The 22,233-nt window shown below is 72.3% G+C and carries 20 protein-coding genes; 11 read left to right on the top strand and 9 right to left on the bottom strand.

The annotated features are described in order from the left end of the window. Positions 1-11 precede the first annotated feature (11 nt). Positions 12-1,397: an NAD(P)H-quinone dehydrogenase gene (locus K2F47_RS13360; RefSeq protein WP_242903170.1), complete on the bottom strand. Its 1,386-nt coding sequence runs from the start codon at positions 1,395-1,397 to the stop codon at positions 12-14. 127 nt (positions 1,398-1,524) lie between these two features. On the opposite strand from K2F47_RS13360, the gene K2F47_RS13355 reads away from it, so the two are divergent. Genes K2F47_RS13355 through K2F47_RS13345 form a run of 3 tightly spaced genes read left to right on the top strand, consistent with a single transcriptional unit; the run spans position 1,525 to position 4,454 of the window. Beyond that, positions 1,525-1,977, top strand: a complete 453-nt coding sequence (locus tag K2F47_RS13355; RefSeq protein WP_242903169.1) for a gamma-glutamylcyclotransferase family protein — start codon at positions 1,525-1,527, stop codon at positions 1,975-1,977. A 36-nt stretch (positions 1,978-2,013) separates the two neighbouring features. Continuing rightward, entirely contained in the window at positions 2,014-2,814 is an 801-nt protein-coding gene (locus tag K2F47_RS13350) for a purine-nucleoside phosphorylase (RefSeq protein ID WP_242903168.1), read from the top strand. Next, positions 2,811-4,454 carry a phospho-sugar mutase gene (locus tag K2F47_RS13345; RefSeq protein WP_372490848.1) on the top strand — a complete coding sequence of 548 codons (1,644 nt, stop codon included), beginning with the start codon at positions 2,811-2,813 and terminating at the stop codon, positions 4,452-4,454. The genes K2F47_RS13350 and K2F47_RS13345 overlap by 4 nt, the downstream gene beginning before the upstream one ends. Here the strand turns inward: K2F47_RS13345 and K2F47_RS13340 are convergent. From K2F47_RS13340 to K2F47_RS13315, 6 genes are all read right to left on the bottom strand, one after another. Then, positions 4,451-5,113 carry a PH domain-containing protein gene (locus K2F47_RS13340; protein ID WP_242903167.1) on the bottom strand — a complete coding sequence of 221 codons (663 nt, stop codon included), beginning with the start codon at positions 5,111-5,113 and terminating at the stop codon, positions 4,451-4,453. The genes K2F47_RS13345 and K2F47_RS13340 overlap by 4 nt on opposite strands. 27 nt (positions 5,114-5,140) lie before the next feature. After that, a complete protein-coding gene (locus tag K2F47_RS13335; RefSeq protein WP_242903166.1) occupies positions 5,141-6,091 on the bottom strand; it encodes a hypothetical protein in 951 nt (316 codons plus the stop codon). Positions 6,092-6,110: 19 nt separating this feature from the next. Continuing rightward, a complete protein-coding gene (locus tag K2F47_RS13330; RefSeq protein WP_242903165.1) occupies positions 6,111-6,755 on the bottom strand; it encodes a hypothetical protein in 645 nt (214 codons plus the stop codon). A 36-nt stretch (positions 6,756-6,791) separates the two neighbouring features. After that, positions 6,792-9,179, bottom strand: coding sequence for a collagen-like domain-containing protein (locus tag K2F47_RS13325; protein WP_242903164.1), 2,388 nt, complete (start codon positions 9,177-9,179; stop codon positions 6,792-6,794). Between the two features lie 146 nt (positions 9,180-9,325). Continuing rightward, entirely contained in the window at positions 9,326-9,679 is a 354-nt protein-coding gene (locus tag K2F47_RS13320) for a DUF6507 family protein (protein WP_242903163.1), read from the bottom strand. Next, on the bottom strand, positions 9,676-9,987 hold the full coding sequence (locus K2F47_RS13315; protein ID WP_242903162.1) for a hypothetical protein: 312 nt from the start codon (positions 9,985-9,987) through the stop codon (positions 9,676-9,678). Before K2F47_RS13315 ends, K2F47_RS13320 begins: the two co-directional genes overlap by 4 nt. Before the next feature lie 283 nt (positions 9,988-10,270). Between K2F47_RS13315 and K2F47_RS13310 the strand changes: the two genes are divergently transcribed. The 5 genes from K2F47_RS13310 (at position 10,271) to K2F47_RS41345 (ending at position 14,716) form a co-directional block, all read left to right on the top strand. Continuing rightward, positions 10,271-10,606 (top strand): hypothetical protein, encoded by a 336-nt coding sequence (locus tag K2F47_RS13310; protein ID WP_242903161.1) that lies wholly within the window; start codon positions 10,271-10,273, stop codon positions 10,604-10,606. A 68-nt stretch (positions 10,607-10,674) separates the two neighbouring features. Next, entirely contained in the window at positions 10,675-10,980 is a 306-nt protein-coding gene (locus K2F47_RS13305) for a pore-forming ESAT-6 family protein (RefSeq protein WP_242903160.1), read from the top strand. Positions 10,981-11,210: 230 nt separating this feature from the next. Then, on the top strand, positions 11,211-12,152 hold the full coding sequence (locus tag K2F47_RS13300) for a TNT domain-containing protein (RefSeq protein ID WP_242903159.1): 942 nt from the start codon (positions 11,211-11,213) through the stop codon (positions 12,150-12,152). Between the two features lie 61 nt (positions 12,153-12,213). Next, positions 12,214-13,539, top strand: a complete 1,326-nt coding sequence (locus K2F47_RS13295) for an EsaB/YukD family protein (RefSeq protein WP_242903158.1) — start codon at positions 12,214-12,216, stop codon at positions 13,537-13,539. A gap of 10 nt (positions 13,540-13,549) precedes the next feature. Continuing rightward, the gene (locus K2F47_RS41345; protein WP_242903157.1) at positions 13,550-14,716 is read left to right on the top strand and encodes a nucleotide-binding protein; all 1,167 of its coding nucleotides are present in this window, start codon (positions 13,550-13,552) and stop codon (positions 14,714-14,716) included. Here K2F47_RS41345 and K2F47_RS13285 read toward each other — a convergent pair. Continuing rightward, entirely contained in the window at positions 14,706-15,587 is an 882-nt protein-coding gene (locus tag K2F47_RS13285; RefSeq protein WP_242903156.1) for a hypothetical protein, read from the bottom strand. The two genes, K2F47_RS41345 and K2F47_RS13285, sit on opposite strands and share 11 nt — an antisense overlap. 98 nt (positions 15,588-15,685) lie before the next feature. On the opposite strand from K2F47_RS13285, the gene eccCa reads away from it, so the two are divergent. The 3 genes from eccCa to K2F47_RS13270 are packed head-to-tail and all read left to right on the top strand — an operon-like array spanning position 15,686 to position 21,098. Beyond that, positions 15,686-19,681 carry a type VII secretion protein EccCa gene (gene eccCa / locus K2F47_RS13280; protein ID WP_242903155.1) on the top strand — a complete coding sequence of 1,332 codons (3,996 nt, stop codon included), beginning with the start codon at positions 15,686-15,688 and terminating at the stop codon, positions 19,679-19,681. After that, positions 19,678-20,052: a hypothetical protein gene (locus K2F47_RS13275; RefSeq protein ID WP_242903154.1), complete on the top strand. Its 375-nt coding sequence runs from the start codon at positions 19,678-19,680 to the stop codon at positions 20,050-20,052. Before eccCa ends, K2F47_RS13275 begins: the two co-directional genes overlap by 4 nt. Then, entirely contained in the window at positions 20,049-21,098 is a 1,050-nt protein-coding gene (locus K2F47_RS13270) for a DUF6177 family protein (RefSeq protein WP_242903153.1), read from the top strand. The genes K2F47_RS13275 and K2F47_RS13270 overlap by 4 nt, the downstream gene beginning before the upstream one ends. On the opposite strand, the gene K2F47_RS13265 is transcribed toward K2F47_RS13270, so the two are convergent. Further along, positions 21,099-22,184: an adenosine deaminase gene (locus K2F47_RS13265; RefSeq protein ID WP_242903152.1), complete on the bottom strand. Its 1,086-nt coding sequence runs from the start codon at positions 22,182-22,184 to the stop codon at positions 21,099-21,101. Positions 22,185-22,233: the final 49 nt, after the last annotated feature.

Here is a 22,233-nt window from a genome sequence, read left to right as displayed (position 1 = left end):
GGGATCGGCGGCTAGTACGCCTTCTCGGACATCAGGCGGCGAGACGCCTCGGTGATGCTGCCCGACAGCGACGGGTACACCGCGAACGTGTGGGCGACCTGTTCGACCGTGAGGTGCTGCTGGACGGCGACCGACACGCCGAGGATCAGCTCGCTCGCGCGCGGCGCCACGATGACGCCGCCGAGCACGATGCCCGTGGCCGGGCGGCAGAACAGCTTGACGAACCCGTCCTCGAAGCCCTGCATCTTGGCGCGCGCGTTGGTGAACAGCGGCAGCATGACGGTGCGGGCGTTGACCTCGCCGGTGTCGACCATCCGCTGCGTCACGCCGACCGAGGCGACCTCGGGGTCGGTGAAGATGTTGGAGGCGACCCAGCCGAGCTTGAGCGGCTGGACGGCCTCGCCGAGCGCGTGCCACATGGCGATGCGGCCCTGCATGCCCGCGACGGAGGCGAGCATCAGCACGCCGGTGCAGTCGCCGGAGGCGTAGATGTGCGGGACGGACGTCCGCGACACCTTGTCGACCTCGACGAACCCGCGCGAGTCGCAGCGGACGCCGACCTCCTCAAGGCCGATGCCGCCGGTGTTGGGAACCATGCCGACCGTCATGAGGCAGTGCGTGCCCTCGACCTTGGTGCCGTCCTCCAGCGTGACGATCACGCCGTCGCCCGAGCGCTCGACGCCCGCCGCCCTGGAACGTGACATCACGTTCATCCCGCGGCGCAGGAAGACGTCCTGGAGGACGGACGCGGCGTCGGCGTCCTCGGTGGGCAGGATCCGGTCGCGCGAGGACACCAGCGTGACCTTCGACCCGAGCGAGAGGTAGGCCCCGGCCAGCTCGGCGCCGGTCACACCGGACCCGACGACGATCAGTTCCTTGGGAAGTTCGGGCAGGTCGTAGAGCTGGCGCCAGTTGAGGACGCGTTCACCGTCCGGCTCGGCGCCGGGCAGCACGCGCGGGGTGGCGCCGGTCGCCAGCAACACGATGTCGGCCTGGATGCGGCGCTCGCCGACCGCGACGACATGCGGCTCGACCAGCCGCGCCTCGCCCCGGACGATCTTGACCTCCTCGTAGGCGAGCCGCTCGGCGACGTCGAACGACTGGGCCCGCGCGAGGTCCTTCACGCGCTTGTTGACCGTCGCGATGTCGGCCTCCAGGCCGCCGACGACGCCGTCGGGGCCGCCGTTGAAGCGCAGGCCGAGCCCCGCCGACTCCGACATGACCGCCATGCGGGTGGAGGTGGCGATGAGCGTCTTGGAGGGCACGCAGTCGGTGAGCACGCACGCCCCGCCGGGGCCGTCGCGCTCGACGACGGTCACGTCCGCGCCGAGCTGCGCCGCGACGAGCGCGGCCTCGTAGCCGCCCGGCCCTCCTCCGATGATCACGATGCGGGTCACATTTCCCATTGTTTCCTATGTACGGGAGTGAACCGTCCGAGACCCCTGAACCGGGCGCCTTTACCCTGCGTACCGCCCGGCCGCGACACCCGGCGGCGCGCGGGCCCGTGGCGTACGCTTGGCCAACGTGGCTCTGTACGCGGCGTACGCATCAAACATGGACCCCGAGCAGATGGCGACCCGGGCTCCGCATTCCCCGATGCGCGGCACCGGGTGGCTGACCGGGTGGCGGTTGACCTTCGGCGGCCAGGACAAGGGCTGGGACGGCGCGCTCGCGACCGTCGTCGAGGACCGGTTCGAGCAGGTCTTCGTCGTCATCTACGACGTGCCCCCGTGGGACGAGAAGGAGCTGGACGCCTGGGAGGGCGCGTCCTTGGAGGTGTACCGCAAGGTCAGGGCCCGGGTGCACACGCTCGACGGCGACGTCCTGTGCTGGATGTACGTCCTGGACGACTACGAGGGCGGCCTGCCGTCCGCCCGGTACGTGGGCATCCTCGCGGACGCGGCGGAGAAGGCCGGCGCGCCCGACGACTACGTCAAGGACCTGCGGACCCGTCCCTGCGCCTCGCTGGGCGACTGACCGGAGTGTGGCATTTTTGGCGATAGTCTGTCATTTGTGAGCAACGATGCATTCGCACTGGCACGGGACGCGGCGGACGCCCTCCGGGCCCGCACGTCCACCGACTCCTTCGACGTCGCCCTGGTGATGGGCTCGGGCTGGGTCCCGGCCGCCGACGCGCTCGGCGACCCGGTCACCGAGGTCCCCGTCACCGACCTGCCCGGCTTCGCGCCGCCCGCCGTGGAGGGCCACGCGGGCAAGATCCGCGTCGTGGAGTGCGGCGGGCCCCGCACGCTGGTCTTCCTCGGCCGCACCCACCTGTACGAGGGACGCGGCCCGGCCGCGGTCGTGCACGGCGTCCGGACGGCCCTCGCCGCGGGCGTCAAGACGATCGTGCTGACGAACGCGGCGGGCGGGCTGCGGCCCGAGCACCAGCGCGTCGGCGACCCCGTCCTGATCTCCGACCATCTGAACCTGTCCGGCGCGAACCCGATGACCGGGGCGTCCTTCCTCGACCTGACCGAGGCGTACTCGGGACGGCTGCGGGCCCTCGCCAAGGAGGTCGACCCGTCGCTGCCGGAGGGCGTCTACGCGGCGCTGCGCGGCCCGACCTACGAGACGCCCGCCGAGGTACGGATGCTGCGGACGCTGGGCGCCGACATCGTCGGGATGTCCACCGTCCTGGAGACGGTCGCGGCCCGCGAGGGCGGCGCGGACGTGCTCGGCATCTCGCTCGTCACCAACATCGCGGCGGGCCTGTCGGACGAGCCGCTGGACCACGAGGAGGTCCTGGAGGCGGGCCGCGCGTCCGCCGGGCGCATGGGCGCGCTCCTCCGCACCGTCCTGTCCAAGCTATGAGCGAGCCCCGTGCGCAAGCCATGAGCGAGCTTCGAGCCCAGGCGGAGCTGTGGCTCGCGCAGGACCCCGACCCCGCGACCCGTGAGGAACTGCGCGCGATCCTCGACGCGGGCGACGAGCAGGCCCTCGCCGACCGGTTCGGCGCGCGGCTGGAGTTCGGCACGGCCGGGCTGCGCGGCGAGCTGGGCGCCGGGCCCAACCGGATGAACCGGGTGACCGTGATGCGCGCCGCCGCCGGGCTCGCGGCGTGCCTGCCGCGCGGCGGCCGGGTGATCGTCGGGTTCGACGCCCGGCACGGCTCCCGGCGGTTCGCCGACGACACCGCGGCCGTCCTCGCCGGGGCGGGGCTGCGGCCCGAGGTGTTCGCCGAGCCGGTCCCGACGCCCGTCCTCGCGCACTTCACGCAGGCGTTCGACGACGTCGTCGCGGGCGTCATGGTGACCGCGAGCCACAACCCGCCGCGCGACAACGGCTACAAGGTGTACTGGGGCGACGGCGCGCAGATCGTCCCGCCGCAGGACACCGAGATCTCCGCCGCGATCGACGCCGTCGGACGCGTCGACGCCCTCCCCCTCGGCGACCGCTGGCCCGTCCACCACGACACCGAGTTGTACCTGGACGCGGTCACGAGCCTGCGCCTCGGCGACGCGCGCGATATCTCCGTCGTCTACACGCCGATGCACGGCGTCGGACGCGACGTGCTGCTCCAGGCGTTCGAGCGGGCCGGTTTCCCGGCGCCGGTCGTCGTCCCGGAACAGGCCGACCCCGATCCCGACTTCCCGACCGTCGCGTTTCCGAACCCGGAGGAACCGGGCGCGCTCGACCTGGCGCTCGCGCTCGCCGCCGCGCGCGGCGCCGACCTGGTGATCGCCAACGACCCGGACGCCGACCGCTGCTCGGTCGCGGTGCCCACGCCGGACGGCTGGCGGCCCCTCACCGGCGACGAGGTCGGCGGCCTGCTCGCCGAGCACGTCCTGCGGCACACCACCGGCGACGATCGGCTGGTCGTGACGACGATCGTGTCGTCCTCGCTGCTGGCCGACATCGCCGCCGCGCACGGCGTCCGGTTCGCCGAGTCGCTCACCGGCTTCAAGTGGATCATGAAGGCGGCGCGGCCCGGCGACCGGCTCGTGTTCGGCTACGAGGAGGCCCTCGGCCACTGCGTCGGCGATGACCGGGGCGTCCTCGTCAACGACAAGGACGGCATCGGCGCGGCCCTCGCGGTCGCCGCCCTCGCCGCCGAGGCGAAACGCGACGGCCGCACGCTGCTCGACCTCCTCGACGACCAGGCCCGCCGGTACGGGCTGCACGCGACCGCGCAGCTGTCGGTCCGCGTCGAGGACCTGTCGCTGATCGCCGGAGCGATGGCCCGGCTGCGCGCTGCGCCCCCGACCGAGCTGGGCGGACGCGCGGTCGTCGCGTCCGACGACCTGGCCCGGGGCGAGGGCGGGCTGCCGCCCACCGACGGCCTCCGGTTCCGGCTCGACGGAGGGGCGCGGATCGTCGTCCGGCCGTCCGGGACGGAGCCCAAGCTCAAGTGCTATCTGGAGGTCGTCCTCCCGGCGGACGCGCCCCGCGCCCAAGCCGCGGCCGACCTCGAAGCCCTCAAGGCCGATCTATCGATCGCCCTGGGCCTCTAGTTGAGCACGGAGGCGACCCCCAGCGCCACGAGCAGCAGCAGCGGGACGGTCAGCGACGCCAACGCCGGAACCGACCAGGTGACGGCGCCCCGCGCGGGGCTCGCCTCCTCGGCCGCACGCGCGGCCGCCGCCTTGTCCGGCGCGCCCGAGCGCGTCCGCGGACGGCTCCGGTCACCGATCTCGTTGAGCCGCTGCGCGGCGTAGGCGGCGGGCGTGCGGCCCTTGAGCTTCGCGGTGGGCACCTTCGCGTGCGCCTCGTCCCGCCGGGCCCGCGCCTCCGCCTTCGCCTGGGCGCGCGGCGAGGTCTGGTGCACCCACGCCCGCGCCTTCAGCTCCGCCCCGTCCGGCCCGGCGAACCGGACCGTCACCGCGTGCGTCCCCTCGATCTCCCGGACGGCGCGCCACGGCACCCGCACGTCCCGCAGCGGGTTGCGGATGACGACGCCCCGCTCCTCGTCCCCGATGATCGCCGGACGCAGCCCGAGGACGTAGGCGAGCGCGCAGCCCAGCAGCAGCAGCGCCGCGATGGTCCCCGTCGTCACCGTGTAGTGCGGATCGCCCTTGCCGGTGATGTTGAACGCCAGATCCAGCAGGTTCAGCACGGCGAACGCGAACCAGGCGAACGCGGCGATGCGCCCGCCGGTGGAACGAATGGTCATGGCCCGATCATGCCAGGGCCCACGCGGTCAGACCCGGACCGCGAGGTTCCACCACCAGTGATGGACGGGCGTCCCGGCCGGAATCGCCTCGGGGGCCAGCGAGTCGGCCTCGGGGATCCCCTCGCGGAGTTCCTCATCGAGGTCGTCGAGGTCCTCTTGATCGACCAGGTCGAGTGCGGCGCTGCCCAGGTAGTTCTCGAACAGGCTCTCCAATGCCGACCGGTACAGGCACGCGCCGTACGGCCCGTTCGCCCGGACGGACTCCGCGTACGTCTCGGCCTGCGACACATAGGCCGCCAGCTGCCCTGGACGCTCCCCGACGAGCCCCGCCAACTCTCCCCGCCGCGCGTCGTCACCACCGTCGCCGAAATCTCCGAGCGCGGTGGCGAACACCATGAGCATGACCTGATCGAACGGGCCGCCCTGACGCAACCCGGTGACCGCCGCACCGAGATAGTCGGCACGAGAACCGGCGAATGCGTGGACCGGGACGTCGGTCTCGACAACGGGCCAACCGAACGAGTCCAGCCAGGCGAACCCGTCGGCCGTCACGCGGACAGCCGCCTCCAACGTCACCGTGACATCGGCCGCGACCGCGGCCGCACGCCGGAACACCACCTGCCGCGCGCCCGCGCTGGTGGTGTGGGCGACCAGCTCTCCTTCGCTGATGGTCCGCCCTGCGGCGGTGTGATACGGGACGATCGGCGAGCCGCTTCCCCGCTCGGCCGCCGGAAGCTCGGTGATGTGCCGCAACGACTGCGCGGCGGCATCGACGGGCGACTCGAACCCGATCCGCGCCGCCTGTTCCCGCACCTGCGCGGGAACGCTCGCGTCCCCGGCCGCCAGGTCGACCCGCGCGCCGGTGCGGCCCATCGCCTCGATCTCGGCGACATCGGCATGCAGCCGCCTGTTCAGCTCCCCCGGATCGATACGCGGCGCTCCTGCCGCCGCTCCGCCGGAGCTCTGCTCGTTCGCCATGTGTCCGCCCCGTACTTCCTCAGCCTGGCGCGGTGAAGCACCAGCATTCCTTGTCCCCGCACCGCAGCCAGTCGGCCGCGCCCGGCGCCTTGCTCTCGTACTCCTCAAGGTCGCCCGTGAAGAGGCGCTCGCGGTACTCACGCATGCTCATGTCGATGTGATCGGGTTTCCACCACCACCAGTGCGACCGGGGAGCCCAGGAGGGAACCTGGTTCCGGTGCACCGGAGTGGCGTCGTCGGCCACGTCGCGGAGTTCTTCGTCGAAATCATCCAACGCCTCTTGGGCGAACGGATCGACGACCACCTCGTCGTAGTCATCCGTCAGCAGCTTGATCGCCGAGCGGAATTCGCATGCCTGCCGGTAGCCGTCGTTACGCCCCCGCAAAGCGTACCTTTCGCCCTCGCTGGCATAGACCGACAGCGCGGTCTGCGCACGCTCGCCACGCAGGTCGTCGGCGAGGTCGGGGCGTCGGACGCGGGCCCGGAGCGCCTCCGCCTCGGCCGGGTCGGCCGCGCCCCATTTCGCCAAGCGGTCGTAGACCTCCAGCAGAGCCTTCATCACAGCCCTGCCCACGTCGTCCCCGCCGCCGGGGCCCACTGCCTCAAGCCACTCCGCGCGTTCGCGCATCGTGTCGAGCCGATCCTGCCACGCACTGTCAATCACGCCTGCGACCGTCCACTCATGGCTTGACCGCGGAGACTACAGGTGTCCGATCTTCTCCGCGCCGTAGGTGAGCATGATGAGCTTTCCGTCCGGGCGCAGGAGGACCAGGGCCTCCATTGTCTGGTCCCCGACCTTGCGGTGGAACAGCATGCGCTCCGTGCCATCGGCCTCGACCCTGCGATCGGCCATCCTCCCCTCTCGAACAGTGCGCTCCGCACTGTTGAGGAAGTCCCGCACGAGGCCGCCCCCGGTTCGCTCCCCCGGCGGCAGTTCGCTGTAGTGCTTGCGCACGTGGTAGGCCGTGGACGTTTCGTGGCCCATGCCGATCTGCCCAGCGTGCTGGCGTATCGCGCCGAGCCTAGCGTCCCCGGAGAGCTCCGGATCGATGCGCGCCTCATCCGGGTTCGGCCGGGCCTCCCTGACCTGTCTGTGATCATGCTCCAGCTCGGCCCGAACATCGACGTCACGGAAGCGCTCGGCGGCAATCTGGTCGTTGCTCCTGTTGTTCCGCTCGATCGTGCCGTCGTCGATCTCCCGCTCGATCTGCGCCCGCGTCTCGTCATAATGCGCTTTGTAGTACTCGTAGCGGTAAGCGACTTCGCGCGGATTGTGTGCTCCGTCCATCGCGAAGCGGAGCGCGTCCGAATGCAGGTCGGGGTTCGCCTTGAGCGCCTTCTTGCCGAACTGCTGCTCCAGCGCCTTGGCGAGCCGCTGCCACTGGTCGCCGTCGCGCGGGTTGTCGCCGCGCAGCCGCTCGATGTCCTCATCGGACAGCCCACCCTTGTGCAGGGACTCCTCGAGCTTGTCGGCCTTCTTGATCTTCTTTTCATGCTCGGGGTCGGGGTCGGAATCGCCGTCGCCCGGGTCGTTGTCGCCGGGCGGGTCCTTCGGCGGGTCGTTCGGGCCGTTCTGATCACCGTGACCGTCCGGCTTGCCGTCCCCGTCGGGGGCACCGTCGCCGTTGCCATCGGGCTTGCCCTCGCCGTTCGGCTGGTCCTCGCCATCGGGCTTACCGTCACCGTTGGGAGTGTCGTCATCGGGCTTGCCATTGCCGTCGGGCTTGCCCTCACCGTTCGGCTGATCCTCGCCATCCGGCTTGCCGTCGCCGTCAGGCTTGCCGTCGCCGGTGTCCGGCTTGCCCTCGCCCTCGGGCTTGCCGGGGCCGTTGTCGCCGTGGTCGCCGCCCGAACCGGGCGGGTCGTCGTTGCCGCCTACGTGGGCGGGCTCGCGGTCCGGGAGAGACTCCGCGTCGTCCAAAGTGCGCTGGAGCTGATTCACATCGCTGGGATCGACATTGAGATCGTTCATTTGCTGCTGGAGTTCGCGGGCCGTGGCGTCGAGGTCGGGGTCGCGGCCGTTGTTCGGCAGGTCGGCGTCGCCGTCGATCCTGCCGTCGCCGTCGCGGTCGCCGGGACGGCTCTCGCCGCCGTCGCCGTCGCCGTGCCTTCCGCCGCCCCTGCGTCCCAGCAGCTTCTTCGCGATCGCGCCGACGCCGACGGTCGCGACGTTGATGGCGGTGGTGGTGATCACGTAGCCGGGCCGGTCGCCCCACTCGCGCCAGGGGACGATGGAGTGGGCGACCTCCTTCCAGTTGTTGCCCAGGTTCGACCAGAAGTGGGAGTCCTTCTCCCACACCCAGCCGTTCTCGCCGTGCAGGCCGACCAGGCCGGCGATCTCTTCGAGCTTGCCCATCCAGGCGTCGCCCAGGTTGTCCCAGAAATGGGAGTCGCCCTCCCAGATCCAGCCGTTCTTACCGTGCAGGCCGACGAGGTCGGCGATGCCGGTGACGAGGCCCTTGCCGTAGTCCCAGGCGGCGTTCCAGGCGTCCTCGTACCAGGGCTTGTCCTCTTCCTGGGGCTTGGCCCAGGGGGTCTCGACGTTCTCGGGCGCCTTGCCGAGCCCGTATCCCTTCTCGCCGTTGCCCGGCTTGCCGTCGGCGGGGACGAACTTCGTCCCGCCGAAGATGCCGGTGATCTTGTTGGCGCAGGTCCGCTCGGCGGCCTGGTACTGGGCGACCGCGGCGAGGACGTCGTTGTTGAGCTTGTTGTGCTCGTCGACCTTGTCGCCGTCCTTGCGCCAGTCGTCGTCGCCGGCGATCTTGTTGCGGAACGTCTGCGCGTTGGTCTTGAGCGTCTGGAGGCGGTTGATGATCGGACGGATCTCACCGGCGAAGGAGATCAGCGCGTCGCCGACCGTGGTGACCTCGCCCTTGAACGCGTCGCCGTTGGCGGCCACCGGATGGGTGGCGGCCAGGAGCAGGTGCTCCTCGGGCGCGTTGTAGTGCGGGTCCAGGGCCTGCCAGCCCGAGTCGATGTCGTGGCCGGTCCCCGAGATCGTCGTCCCGTCGGTCTTGAGCGCCCGGCCCGCCGACTCGACACCCTCGACGTTCGCCTTGGGGATGGGGATCGCGCTCGGATCGATCACACCGCTCAACGTCGCACCCCTCGCACTCGCGACCGCGCCCCGAAACCGGCACCGGCCCTCACCTACTGGCCTTCAAGATCATTACGACATGTTGGACGCCGCGTCGAGCGTCCAGGTCCATGTGAGATAAATCACATTGAACCAGGCTATTTGCCGATCTTGGGGGCCGGCGCCGCGTCGGCCCCCTTCTGGGCTTCCTGGACCATCTCGTAGTCGGCCTGGTTGTAGGCCTTGACCGCCTTCACCGCGCCCTCGATGCAGGCCGCCGTCTTGGTGACCATGCCCTTGAGCCCGGGGGTGGTGTGCTCCACGTACTCCTTCAGCGCGGTCCCGATCGGCTGGCTGGCCGCCGCCGTCCCCGCCTCGCTGACGTGCTTGCCGAAATCGGAGAGCTGTTTGACCAGGCCACCTTCGCCTTTTCCGCCCTCACCGGCGACATAGCCGCCGATCTTCCCCACGACGCCGCCCACACCGGGACCGTCGATGTCGTACGCAGTCATACGCCCCGTTCCCTTTCCTCGCCATCGGCGGACCGGAACCGATCGGCCCGGAAATTGCCGGGCGGCCCGGCCACCGGGCCCTGTTCCGCCACACCCCGCGAATCCGCTATGACCTGCGCGAGTTCGGCGAGCGAGGCGTCGATCCGCGCGGATTCGGCGGCGACGTCGGCGCTCAGCCGCTCGGCCACCGCGGCCAGTCCGGCGACCGCGTCCCCGGCGTCCACCGCCGTCGCGGGGGCCGCCTCGGGGGCTTCCACCACGACCTCGGACCTGGGCGCCTCGGGGGGCTCCACCACCTCGAACTTCATGAACCTCGCCGCTTCGGGGGAGATGCTTTTCCTACCGACTTCCCGTCAAGCCTGCCATGCCGGTTCCTCATGATGACCATGGGGTCGGACACATGTAAAGCCACTTCGCGCCAGTAGGAACGCACGCCTGAAAGGAACCACCCCTGTCATTGCCGCGTCCTACTCTAAGGAGACGCCGGTCTCATATCGGGCCGGTGGCGCCGGGGGTCGCGACGAACTATCGTCGAAGATCCACTTCATCGGCGCGTCGGCGCACGGCGACCAAACTGGCAGGTGAGACACCATGGGACGTTGGGACCACGGGCAGGAGACGCTGGTCACCCTGGCCAGGAACACCGGCACCTCGGGCGAGGAGCTGGCGGGGCTGGTCAAGCAGCTGATCGCGGCCGCGGAGCCGCTGTCGGGCAAGTTCAACGGCGCGGGCAAGGCGGCCTTCGACAGCTTCAAGGCCCGCTCCGACCAGATCACCGCCGACCTGAAGGTCGGCCTGAACAGCGTGAACGTCGGTCAGATCGGGATGGAGAAGGCGTTCTCCACCGGTGACCAGCAGATGGCCGAGGAGGCCGGTCGGCAGATGGCCTCGGCCAACTTCGACGGCGCCAAGTTCCGGACCGCCTGACCCGCCTCCGGCAGGCGACGGCGAGGACCGCGACCGCACAGGACCGCCAGGACAGGAAGGACACCAACGTGGGAGCCAACGGGCGCCGCAGCTACGACACCGGGGCCTCCGGCGAGGCCCAGGCCAACATCCAGACGATCGTGTCGCGTCTCGAGGCGCTGATCGGCACGCGCGACACCGACGTCAAGACCGCCATGGCCGACTTCGAGGCCACCGGCGTGGACCACGAGTACCACGCCAAGGAGATCAAGTGGCACACCGCCGCCAACGAGGTGCGTGAGATCATCCGCCTCGTCAAGGCGACGCTGGAGAGCAACGACGAGCACGCCCAGACCGCGCTGAGCAAGGCCAGCGCCGCCGTCCAGGCGATCTGAGTCCGGCCCGTCCGAGGGACGGGCCCGCCCGGGGGGCGGCTCCGGCCCGTCCGGGAGCGGGCGTCGCGGCGTGAAGACCGGCAGGTGGCGGAAGGGGCGTCCCGTATCGGGGCGTCCCTTCCGGCGCACGCCGGCGGGGTACAGGCGAGCGGTACCGCGGCGAGCGGTTCCGGGAGGTTGAAGGGGGGCGCGCGCTGGCACGCGACTACGACACCCAACTGCTGGAGTCGGTGGCGGTGCGGCGCCGGCGGCTCCGGGACGCGCTGCTGTTCGGGCCGCAGCGCACGCGCCGCACCTTCGACGAGAACGTCGGGAAGATCCTCGCCGGGCTGTGCGTCGCGGCGGTGCTGTGCGCGGGGACGGTCGGCTGGTCGTTCCTGCGCTCGCGGCTGGACGAGCAGGAGCGGGCGAAGGCGCAGGAGGCGCTCGCGCCCGCCGGTGGGACGGCGCCGGTCCCGGCCGACTGGGTCGGCACGCAGGTCAACTTCGGGCAGTTGCGGGCCGCGCTCGGCACCGCCGGTGTCCCGAGCACCCTCTACGTGCTGCCGGGGCAGGCGCGTCCGGCCGCGTCCCGGACGTCCAGCTACTACATGATCGCGCGCAGCAAGGACGGCTTCACCGGCGGGATCGTCGAGTACGAGCAGGGCACCGTCGCCGCCGAGTTCCCGACCGAGGACGAGGCCAGCCGCTGGCTGTACGGGGAGCTGGCGCTCAAGGAGACGCCGCCGCACGTCCTCACGCCGCAGACCGAGCCGGACGCGGTGCGGCAGGGCGGCGCGCTCGCGACCGACGCCCGCGCCAAGATCAACATGGGCGGCGGCGCGGCCGTCACCTACCTGCTGACGCAGGGCCGGTTCGTGGACCAGTTCGGGCAGGAGAGCGGCTCGCTGCTGTTCCCGTTCGGCATGCCGTTCGCGCAGCGCGGCCTTCCGCCGGCCGCGCGCACGGGCACGATCCCGGGCGTCCCGTCGAACTACCTGCGCTACCGCGTGGTGCGGCCGTTCCAGGTCGCCGCCTCGCTGTCCGCGCCGACCGCGCGCAGCCCGGGCGGCGGCATCCGGTTCACCGTGAACGCGGGGCTGTTCCCCCGACCTCCCGCGCTCCCCACGATCCGCTGGCTGTTGCGGAGCGGCTACCTTGAGCGGGTCTCCGGCACGGCCATACCGCGATAGACCGGGGCCAGCTGGATCAACCGTCCGTTTCCGCCGGACGGACCGACGACGGAGGGGTGCGATGTCCGCGTGGAGCCGGGTCACACTTGTCGGTGAGCACCGCAAGGTGGACATGGTGCTCCCCGCCCAGGAGCCGATCGGCGCGCTGATGCCCGAGGTGCTCGAACTCCTCGGCGACCCGCCGCAGAGCCCGCCCCGGCTCCGGCACCTCGTCACCGCGACCGGCGAGGTGCTGAGCCCCGGCGCCTCGCTCGCCGAGCGGCAGGTCCCGGACGGCGCCGTCCTGCGGCTCGTGCTGGCGGACGAGCCGATCCCCGCGCCCGTCGTCCACGAGGTGCCGGAGGTCGTCGGCGACACGCTCGACGGACGGCTCTGGCGGTGGAGCCCGGCGGCGGTCCGCTGGAACGCGACCGGTGCCCTCGTCGGGCTGACGCTCGCCATCGCGATCGCCGTGCTGGAACGCGTCAGCGGCGACGCGGGGCCCGCCGCCGTCGGCGGGATCGCGGCGTTCCTGGCGCTCGGCGGCCTGGTGTTCGGGCTCGCCGGGCAGGAGCGCCTCGGGACCGCGATGGTCCTCGCGGGCGGTGCCACCGCCGCGCCCGCGCTCTGGCGCGCCGCCGACCTGCACGACTGGGAGATCTGGGCGCGGTGGGGCGGCTTCGGGCTGATCGCCGCCGGTGTCGTCCTGCTGCTCGGGCTCGGCTCGCCGCTCGGCCGGGGCGGGCTCGTCGGCGGCGGGCTGGCCGTCGCGCTGACCGCCGCCGGGATGATCGGCGCCGGGTTCGGCCTGGACGGCGGGCGCGTGGGGGCCGTCCTCGCGCTGAGCTGCGTCGTCCTGCTCAGCGCGTTGCTGCGGGTGGCGCTCTCGCTGTCGGGGCTGACCTCGCTGGACGACCGGCGCGGTGCGGGCGGCGTCGTCGCGCGCGGCGACGTCATGCGGGCCCTGGACGGCGCGCACCGCAGCATGGTCGTCGCGACCCTGTCGGTGGCGATCGCCGCCGCCGTCGCCGGGATCGGCGCGGCCGCCGACTTCGACCCGTGGACGGCCGGGCTCGCGGGCCTGCTCGCCGTCGTCGTGAGCAGCCGCGCCCGCATGTTCCCGCTGATCCTCCAGAAGACCGCGCTGTTCGCCTCGGGACTCGCGATCGTCGTCGCGCTCGCCTACCAGTGGACGCACCATGTCACCTGGGGGATCGCCGCCGTGCTGGGTATGCTCCTGCTGGGCCTGTCGATCCCGGTCGCGGTGCTCACCTCCGAGCAGCCCGAGCACGTGCGCGCGCGGCTGCGCCGGATCATGAACCGGGTCGAGGGGGTCGCGGTCGTGGCCATCGTCCCGGTCGCCGTCGGCACCTTCGGAACCTTCGAACGGCTCCTGGAAACCTTCTGAAAGGACTCGGGTGGCTGACCAGGACAGGGACGTGCCCCCGCCCGATCCTGACCTGACGGTCGTCGACGCCCCCAAGCTGCACCGGCACGCCCCGCAGGCGCAGCCCCCTCCCCCTCCCCCGCCGACGTCGCCGCCGCCCGCGTTCGGGCAGCCGTCCGACCTCTCGGTCACCCGCCCCGACCAACCCCCGCCCCGAGCGAACCCGGCACCCCCACCCCCGCCGCCGCAGGCGAGCCCTGCGCCGCCGCCTCGGCCTGCGCCTTTGGTCGTGCCCACGGCGCCGGAGACGCTCGTCCAGGGGCCGGTGCACGGTGACTCGGTCATGCGGCGCGTCCTGCGGGGGGCGCTGCATCCGTTCCGGTCCGCCGACGACGTGCGCGAGGTCACCGAGCACGGCCGGTGGATCGCGCATCCGGTGACGACCGGCAGGCGGATCGCGGTGATGGGGGTGCGCGAGGGCTCGGGCAAGAGCACGGTGTCGGCGCTGGTCACGACGGCGTTCGCGCGCCACCGCGACGACCGGGTCCTGGCCCTGGACCTCGACCCGGAGATGGGCTCGCTGCCGCTCCGGCTGGGCGTCCGCAACGAGCATCCGGTCGCCGATCTCGCGGGCGCGGACCTCAGCACCGCCTCGTTCGAGCAGGTGCGGCAGTTCCTGGTGCCGCTGGGCGAGCGGCTGTGGGCGCTGCCGACCACCTACGGGACGGTCGGCGCGGGCCGCGGGCTCGTGGACGCGGGCCGCTACCAGTCCGCGGGCGTCCAGCTCAGCCGGTTCTTCGGGGTCACGGTCGCCGACAACGGCGCGGGGACCCGGACCCCGCTGCACCGGGCCGTTCTGGCGGCCGCGCACGCGCAGATCCTCGTCGCGCCCGCCACCGTGGACGGCGCGGCGGCTGTCGGACGCGTCCTGGACTGGATGGGCTCGGGCGACCTGCGGGCGCTGCTCCCGCGCACGCTGGTCGTGTTCACCTCGCACACCCCGCACAAGGCGGGGACCGTGGACGTGGACCGCGCCGCCGGAATCCTCGCCGAGGTCGGCGTGAACACGATCAGGCTGGGCTTCGACCGGCAGCTGGCCGTCGGGACGACGCTCGACCACGCACGGCTCGCCTACGCCACCCGCCTGACCGCGATCGCCATCGCCGCCGAAGCGCTCCGGCTGGCCCTCACCGTCTGAACCCGAACCGCGACCTGCGCTTGCGCGCGGGCGACGGCGACGGGTCCAGCTCCGGCGGGGCGCCCGCTTCCGGGTCGAGCTTGACGAGCGGTTGGTCGTGGCGCCACCAGAACACGTCCGGCGACGTGGGGTCGTCGGACGCGGCGTACATCTCCTTCGTCAGCTCGCGGAACGGGCCGAACACCTCGCCCATGGCCGCCGAGACGATCGGATACGCGAGGATCGTGCTGTGCGTCGGAACGGCGACCAGCGCGCCCGCCTTCCCCACGTCGGGGAGGAAATGACGCAGCTCGGCCATCAGCGCGGAGACGTACCGGCTGCCGGGCTTGTGGATCACACGGATCGACTCGGTCAGCGTGAGGGGCTGGTCGTGGACGTCGACGTCGGCCAACTCCACCTGGTAGGTGTTCGGCACGGCGAGCTCGCCGAGATCGGTGAGGCCGAGCAGCGAGGCCCTGGCCAGGGTGAGCGGCCCCCCGTACTCCGGATGGTCGATCATGATCACGGCGTCGAAGTGCCTTCCGGCGGAGACGGTCGCCAGCCCCTGCCGCTCGGACTCGGTGAGCTTGGGCACCATGCGGATCCGCAGCCGTTTGCGAACGTCCCCCAGAAGCTCGATGTCGCCGATCGCCAGCGCCGCGCGATCGCTCACATGGACCAGCCACTCCTCCACGAGCCTGGGCCAGGCGACGCGGTCGGCCCGCGCGCAGCGCTCCAGGATCGTCCAGGTGGTGGCACTGGGCTCGAACCGTCCGACGGGAAGCACGACCTGCGCCAATTCGGGTTGGAACCGGGCCGAGGGGTTGATGACGGGCAGCAGGTCCTGGATGAGGGCGTGCACGTCGGCCGACACCTCGAACAGCTCGTCCATCCCGCTCCCGATACTCCCGATAAGTTGATCTTCGTACCGTTGTCCCCGTCCGACATTAGGGTGGACGGCAATCGCTCGACATGAAGGGGTGGGCAGGCGTGACGACCCGGTTGGTGCACCGCCCCGCACGGACCGTCTACCCCAGGACCGACGCGGAGCCCCGGCAGGTCGAGGCTCCTCCCACTCTCCCCGAGGCGGGCGGGACCGGCAACCAGCTCATGACGATCCTGCCCATGGTCGGCATGATGGGCTCGCTGACGATCATGACGGTCATGCGGAACCCGGCGTTCATGGCGTTCGGCGCGGTGCTGCTGGTCGTGGCGGTCCTCGGCGGCGGCGCGCTGTTGCTCTCCCGGAAGGGCCAGGTCACCCGGCAGCGCAAGAACCAGCGCGAGCGCTACCTGGAGTTCCTGGAGGAGCTGCGGGAGGAGCTGTCGGCGGAGGAGCGCGCGCACCGGACGCTGGCGCGCGTGCTCGACCCGCCGCCCGAGGCGCTGTACGACGTCGTCCGCGACCCGTCGCGGCTGTGGGAGCGGCGCCGCACGCACGAGGACTTCCTGCGGGTCAGGGTCGGCACCGGTCTGATGCCCGGGCACTCGCTGGAGCTGGGCGAGCAGGGCACGGCGCTCAACCCGACGGACCCGTTCATGTCCTCGGAGGCGCGCGCGGTGCTGGAGCGCTTCCGTACCGCGCCGGACATGCCGCTCACGCTGCCGCTGGACATGGCGGGCGACGTCAGCGTGATCGGCTCCCGGCCGGACGTGCTGCGGCTGGTGCGCGCCATGGTCGTCCAGCTCGTCGCGTTCCACGCGCCCGAGGACGTCGCGATCGGCGCGGCCTACGGCGGCGGCTCGGCCGACTGGGACTGGCTCAAGTGGCTGCCGCACGTGCACGACCAGCACCGCCGCGACGGCGGGGTGCCGATCCGGCTGATCGCCTCGTCGCCGCTGAAGCTGGCGGCGCTGCTGGCCGACGAGCTGCGGCGGCGCAGCGACTACGCCGCCGAGGTGCGGCGCGGGCTGAACCGGCGCGACTCGTTCAGGATGCTGCGCCGCCTGGTGGTGTTCCAGGACACGCACGGCGAGGTGGCCGCCGAACTCGTCCGGCCGGACGAGAGCGTCCCGGTCGCCGACCTGGCCGCGACGGTCGTCCACCTGCTGGCGGACCGGACGCACGAGCCCGGCGACGTCGGCGTGCGGATCACGGTCGAGGGCGACCGGGTCCGCGTCGAGGACCTGCGCGGCCCCGAGCCGGTGGAGATGAGCGGCACGGTCGACGACGTCCCGGCGGCGATGCTGGAGGGCCTGGTGCGGATGGTCGCGCCGCTGCGGCTGTCCCGGGAGTCGGTGGACGAGACCGCCGGGCAGGGCGGCGAGGTCGACTTCGCCGGGCTGCTGGGCGTCCCGGACCCCGGCGACCTCGACGTGGCGCGGCTGTGGGCGCCGCGCGGCGAGCGCGCGTTCCTGCGCGTCCCGGTCGGGCTGGACGACGCGGGCCGCCCGGTGATCCTCGACCTGAAGGAGGCGGCCAGCCTCGGCATGGGCCCGCACGGGCTGTGCGTCGGCGCGACCGGCTCGGGCAAGAGCGAGCTGCTGCGCACGCTGGTGCTCGCGCTCGCGGCCACGCACGGGCCCGAGCAGGCGAGCATGGTCCTGGTCGACTACAAGGGCGGCGCGACGTTCGCGCCGTTCGACGGGCTCCCGCACGTCGCGGGCGTCATCACGAACCTGGAGGACGACGCCGGGCTGATCGAGCGGGTCTACGCGAGCCTGTCGGGCGAGGTGCAGCGGCGGCAGCAGGTGCTGCGCGACGCGGGCAACATCGCCAACATCGGCGACTACAACCACCTGCGCGGGCAGCGTCCCGACCTGCCGCCGCTGCCGCACCTGCTCGTGATCATCGACGAGTTCGGCGAGCTGCTCACCGCGCGTCCGGACTTCATCGAGCTGTTCCTGTCGATCGGCCGGATCGGGCGCAGCATCGGCGTCCACCTGCTGCTGTCGAGCCAGCGCATCGAGAGCGGCAAGCTGCGCGGCCTGGAGACCTACCTGTCGTACCGGATCGGGCTGCGGACGTTCTCCGAGGAGGAGAGCCGCACCGTCCTGGACTCGCCCGACGCGTTCCACCTCCCGGCGCTGCCCGGCTTCGGCTACCTCAAGGTCGACACCAGCATCTACCTGCGGTTCAAGGGCGGCTACGTGTCGGGCCCGTACCGGGGCGCGGTGGCGGCACCGGCCGAGGGCGCCGACCGGCTTCCGGTGCGTCCGTTCACCGCCTACAACCTGGCCGGGCCGCTCGACGGGCCGGTGCGGAACGCGCCCGACGACGAGGCCGAGCTGCCGGAGCGGACCACCGGCCCGACCATGCTCGACGTGCTCGTGGGCCAGCTCGCCCGGCACGGCCGTCCGGTGCAGATGATCTGGCTGCCGCCGCTGCCCGCCATGACCACGCTGGACGCGGTCACCGGGCCCGTCCGGATCACCGAGCAGGGCATGCGGCTGCCCGCCCAGGCGGGCCCGCTGCGGGTGCCGATCGGGCTGCTGGACGACGCGCGCCGCCAGTGGCAGGGCGTGTGGAACCTCGACCTGACGGCGGCGGGCGGGCATGTCGCGATCATCGGCGGTCCGCAGACCGGCAAGACCACGCTGCTGCGCACGTTCGTGCTGTCGCTGGCGCTGACGCACACGCCGCGCCAGGTCGCGGTGTACGGGCTCGACCTGGTCGGCGGCGGCCTCCAGGTGCTGTCCGGCCTGCCCAACGTGGGCGGCGTCGCGGGACGCACCGACCTGGAGCGCATCCGCCGGACGGTCGAGGAGGTCCACGGGATGCTGGAGCACCGCATGGAGGTGTTCCGGCAGCACGGCATCGACGGGATCCAGCGGCTGCGGCAGATGCACGCGGCCGGGAGCGTGCCAGAACTGTCGTGCGCCGACGTCGTCCTGGTCGTGGACGGGTTCGGCGCGATCCGTGGCGACTTCGAGGAGATCGACGACATGGTCTCCGACCTGCTCCAGCGCGGCGGCGGCTACGGCATCCACATCGTCGCGGGCATGCTGCGGTGGAACGACGTGCGGATCGCCGCGCAGTCCACGTTCGGGCAGCGCGTCGAGCTGCGGCTGAACGACCCGTCGGACTCGACGGTCGCCCGCAAGCTCGCCGAGACGATCAGCGCCGAGCTGCCGGGTCGCGCGCTCACCGACGCCGGGCTGTTCGGCCATGTCGCGGTGCCCGCGCTCGGCGCCGTCCCCGACCCGACCGAACTGGGCACTGCCGCCGAGGCGGCGGTCGGGGCGGTGCGCAATGCCTGGACGGGCGAGTCCACGCCGCCCGTGCGGGTGCTGCCGCACCGGCTCCCGGTGTCCGAGCTGCCCGATCCGGAGCGCGAGCCCCGGCTGGTGCCGCTCGGGGTCGAGGAGCGCGCGCTCGAACCGCTGCTGCTCGACCTGTTCGACGTCGACCAGAACCTCGTCGTGCTCGGCGACGGCGGCTCCGGCAAGACCAACCTGATGCGGCTGATCGTCCAGCAGCTCGTCGCCCGGTACACGCCCGAGCAGGTCGTGTTCGCGGTGATGGACCCGCGCCGCTCGCTGCGCGACGTGGCGCCCGAGGCCTACGTCGGCGGCTACGCCCCGACGCCGAGGATCTGCGCGGGGCTCGCGGGCGGGGTCGCCAAGGAGTTGAAGGAGCGCATGCCGGAGGACCCGTCCGCCGTCCCCGACGGCGCCGGGGTGAAGGGGCCCCGGATCGTCGTGCTCGCGGACGACTACGACCTGCTGACCACGGCGGGCCAGCAGCCGCTCGCCCCGTTCGTGCCGTTCGTGCCGAGCGGCCGCGACATCGGCCTGCACTTCGTCGTGGCGCGCCGCGTCGCCGGGTCGTCCCGGGGGCTCTACGACCCGCTCCTCCAGGCGGTGCGGGAGAGCGGCACGGGCGCGCTGGTGATGTCCGGGGACCGGTCGGAGGGGCAGCTGTTCCCCCGCGTCTACGCGGAGTCGCTGCCGCCGGGGCGCGCGCAGTGGATACGGCGAGGGGAGAGCGCGCGGCTCGTCCAGACCGCGCTGGCCGAGGCCCCGGTACGGGAGGAGGCGCGATGACCTACGACATGGTGGTGCTGACGCAGCGGGCGCCCGACGTGCGCGCGATCGTCGACAGCATGGTCGCCGCGGGCGAGACCCTGCGGGTGCGCGGCGGCGGCGACGGCGCCCTCATCCTGCTCCGCGACGACGCGGGATCGCCGCTGGTCAGCATCGAGTCGGCGCAGCGCGTCGACGTGGAGGGAGAGGTCGGGCGCGTGCTCGGCGGCCCCGTGGACGCGGGGCTGACCGTCCCGTACTGGTGGGTGGAGGTGCGCGCGTCGGGCGGCGACCCGAGGGCGCCGGGCATCGCGCACCGGTTCGCGGACGCGATGGTGGAGCGGCTGGGCGGCGCCGTCTGGCCCTCGAACGCCCCTGAGGAGACGCGGTGACCACGACGAACACGCATGCGGCGCTCGACATCGTCACGACGAGGAGCGCGGTCGCCATCCAGGACCGCCCGCTCGTGCCGCTGTCGTCCTGGCTGACCGACGCGATCGAGAAGTGCGCGAGCGTCGACCAGGCGTTCCAGGTCCTCACCCCGCACGACGCCCGGATCACCTTCCCGCTCCGGATGATGCTGGGCACGCCGCAGGCGCGGTGGGTCGTGCAGGAACCGGGCGACGGCTACTACGACGGCTTCACCGGTTTCCCGCTGGAGTGGGACGGCGCGGCGTTCGTCGCGTCCGAGAAGGCGAAGGAGGGGCCGTCCGCGACGTTCCTCCAGGAGGTTCCGTCCGACGGCCTCGGCCACCACCTGATCGTGAGCCTGAGCGTCGTCCACGACGCCGCGTCCGGCCTGCTGCTCGGGTCCGTGATCGAGGACCTGGGCCGCGCCCTCGCCGGCGCCGCCCCCCGCTGCTGGGGGACGGCCGAGCCCGCGCTGTCGCGGTGGTCGCCGCCGGACCTGACCGCGCTGTGCCGGCGCCGCTCCCCCGCCTCGACGCTGCTGGTGTTCATGGGCCCGCACGGCGGCGACGTCCCGCCCTTCGGCGGGACCGTGCAGGTCTCCCGGGTGACCTCGGGGGTGAAGGAGGTGATCGCGTTCGCCCTCGCCTGCCCCGCCGACCGCGAACCGCCGCTCGCCGAGTTGGAGAAGCTCGCGGACCAGTACGCCCGGACGGGCATCCTGAAGACCCTCAACGCCCAGTGGACGCCCGCGCTCCCCGACCTCACCTACCCGAGCCGCGCGCTCGGCGTCCCGACCCCGCTGGCCATGGGCGTCGGCCCGGAGGGCGTCGCGGAGATCGGGATCGAGCACGCGCTGTCGGCCGAGACGCCCGGCCGCCGGATCGGCGACGCCGCCTCCCCCGGCCTGTGGTTCCCGCTGGACGGCGACGGCTCCGGCGACGGCATCGGCGCCTGGGCGCGGTACCGGGCGCTGATGGAGCACCTCACGACGCCCGTGCCCGGCACCGGCCGCTGGCAGACCTCCTGATCACGCCGGCGGACGGCTCCACTTGAGCTGCGCGAACCCCGGCTTGATCACCCCGTTGATCAGCTCCAGCCGCTCGGTGAACGGCGCGAACGCCGACTTCATCGCGTTCACCGTGAACCACTGGAGGTCGTCCCAGCCGTACCCGAACGCCTCGGAGAGCTTCGCGAACTCCTCCGACAGCGACGTCCCGCTCATCAGCCGGTTGTCGGTGTTCACCGTGACCCGGAAGCTCAGCCGCCGCAGCAGCCCGATCGGATGCTCCGCGATCGACCGCGCGGCTCCGGTCTGGATGTTGGACGTGGGGCACAGCTCCAGCGGGATCCGCTTGTCCCGGACGTAGTCGGCGAGCCGTCCGAGCTTCGGCTCTCCGCCGTCCACGTCGATGTCGTCGATGATCCGCACCCCGTGCCCGAGCCGGTCGGCGCCGCACCACTGGATCGCCTGCCAGATCGACGGCAGCCCGAACCCCTCGCCCGCGTGGATCGTGAAGTGCGCGTTCTCCCGCTGGAGGTACTCGAACGCGTCCAGGTGCCGGGTCGGCGGGTACCCGGCCTCGGCGCCCGCGATGTCGAACCCGACGACCCCCGCGTCCCGGTACCGGACGGCCAGCTCCGCGATCTCCTTGCTCCGCGCCTGGTGCCGCATCGCCGTGACCAGCGCCCCGACCCGGATGCCGTGGTCGCGCCGCCCCCGCGCGAACCCCTCCAGCACGGCCTCGACGACCTGCTCCAGCGTCAGCCCGCCCGTGACGTGCTGCTCGGGCGCGTACCGGACCTCCGCGTAGACGATCCCGTCCTTCGCCAGATCCTCGGCGCACTCGTAGGCCACCCGCGTGAGCGCCTCCGCCGACTGCATGACCCCGACCGTGTGGTCGAACGTCTCCAGATACCGTTCCAGCGACCCCGAGTCGGCCGCCTCCTCGAACCAGAGCCGCAGGTTCTCCGCGTCGTCGGTGGGCAGCGCCCCGTACCCGCTCTCCCGTGCGAGATCCACGATGGTCGCCGGACGGACCCCGCCGTCCAGATGGTCATGCAGCAGCACCTTGGGCGCGCGCCGGATCTCATCGAGTGTGGGCCGATCGCTCATCCCTAGAAACTACCGCCCCGATCGCCGTTCCACCTGCTCAGATCTCCCC

The sequence above is a fragment of the Actinomadura terrae genome (assembly GCF_022751215.1).
GTDB classification, from domain to species: Bacteria; Actinomycetota; Actinomycetes; order Streptosporangiales; family Streptosporangiaceae; genus Spirillospora; species Spirillospora terrae.
This window is presented reverse-complemented; position numbering and strand designations above follow the sequence as displayed.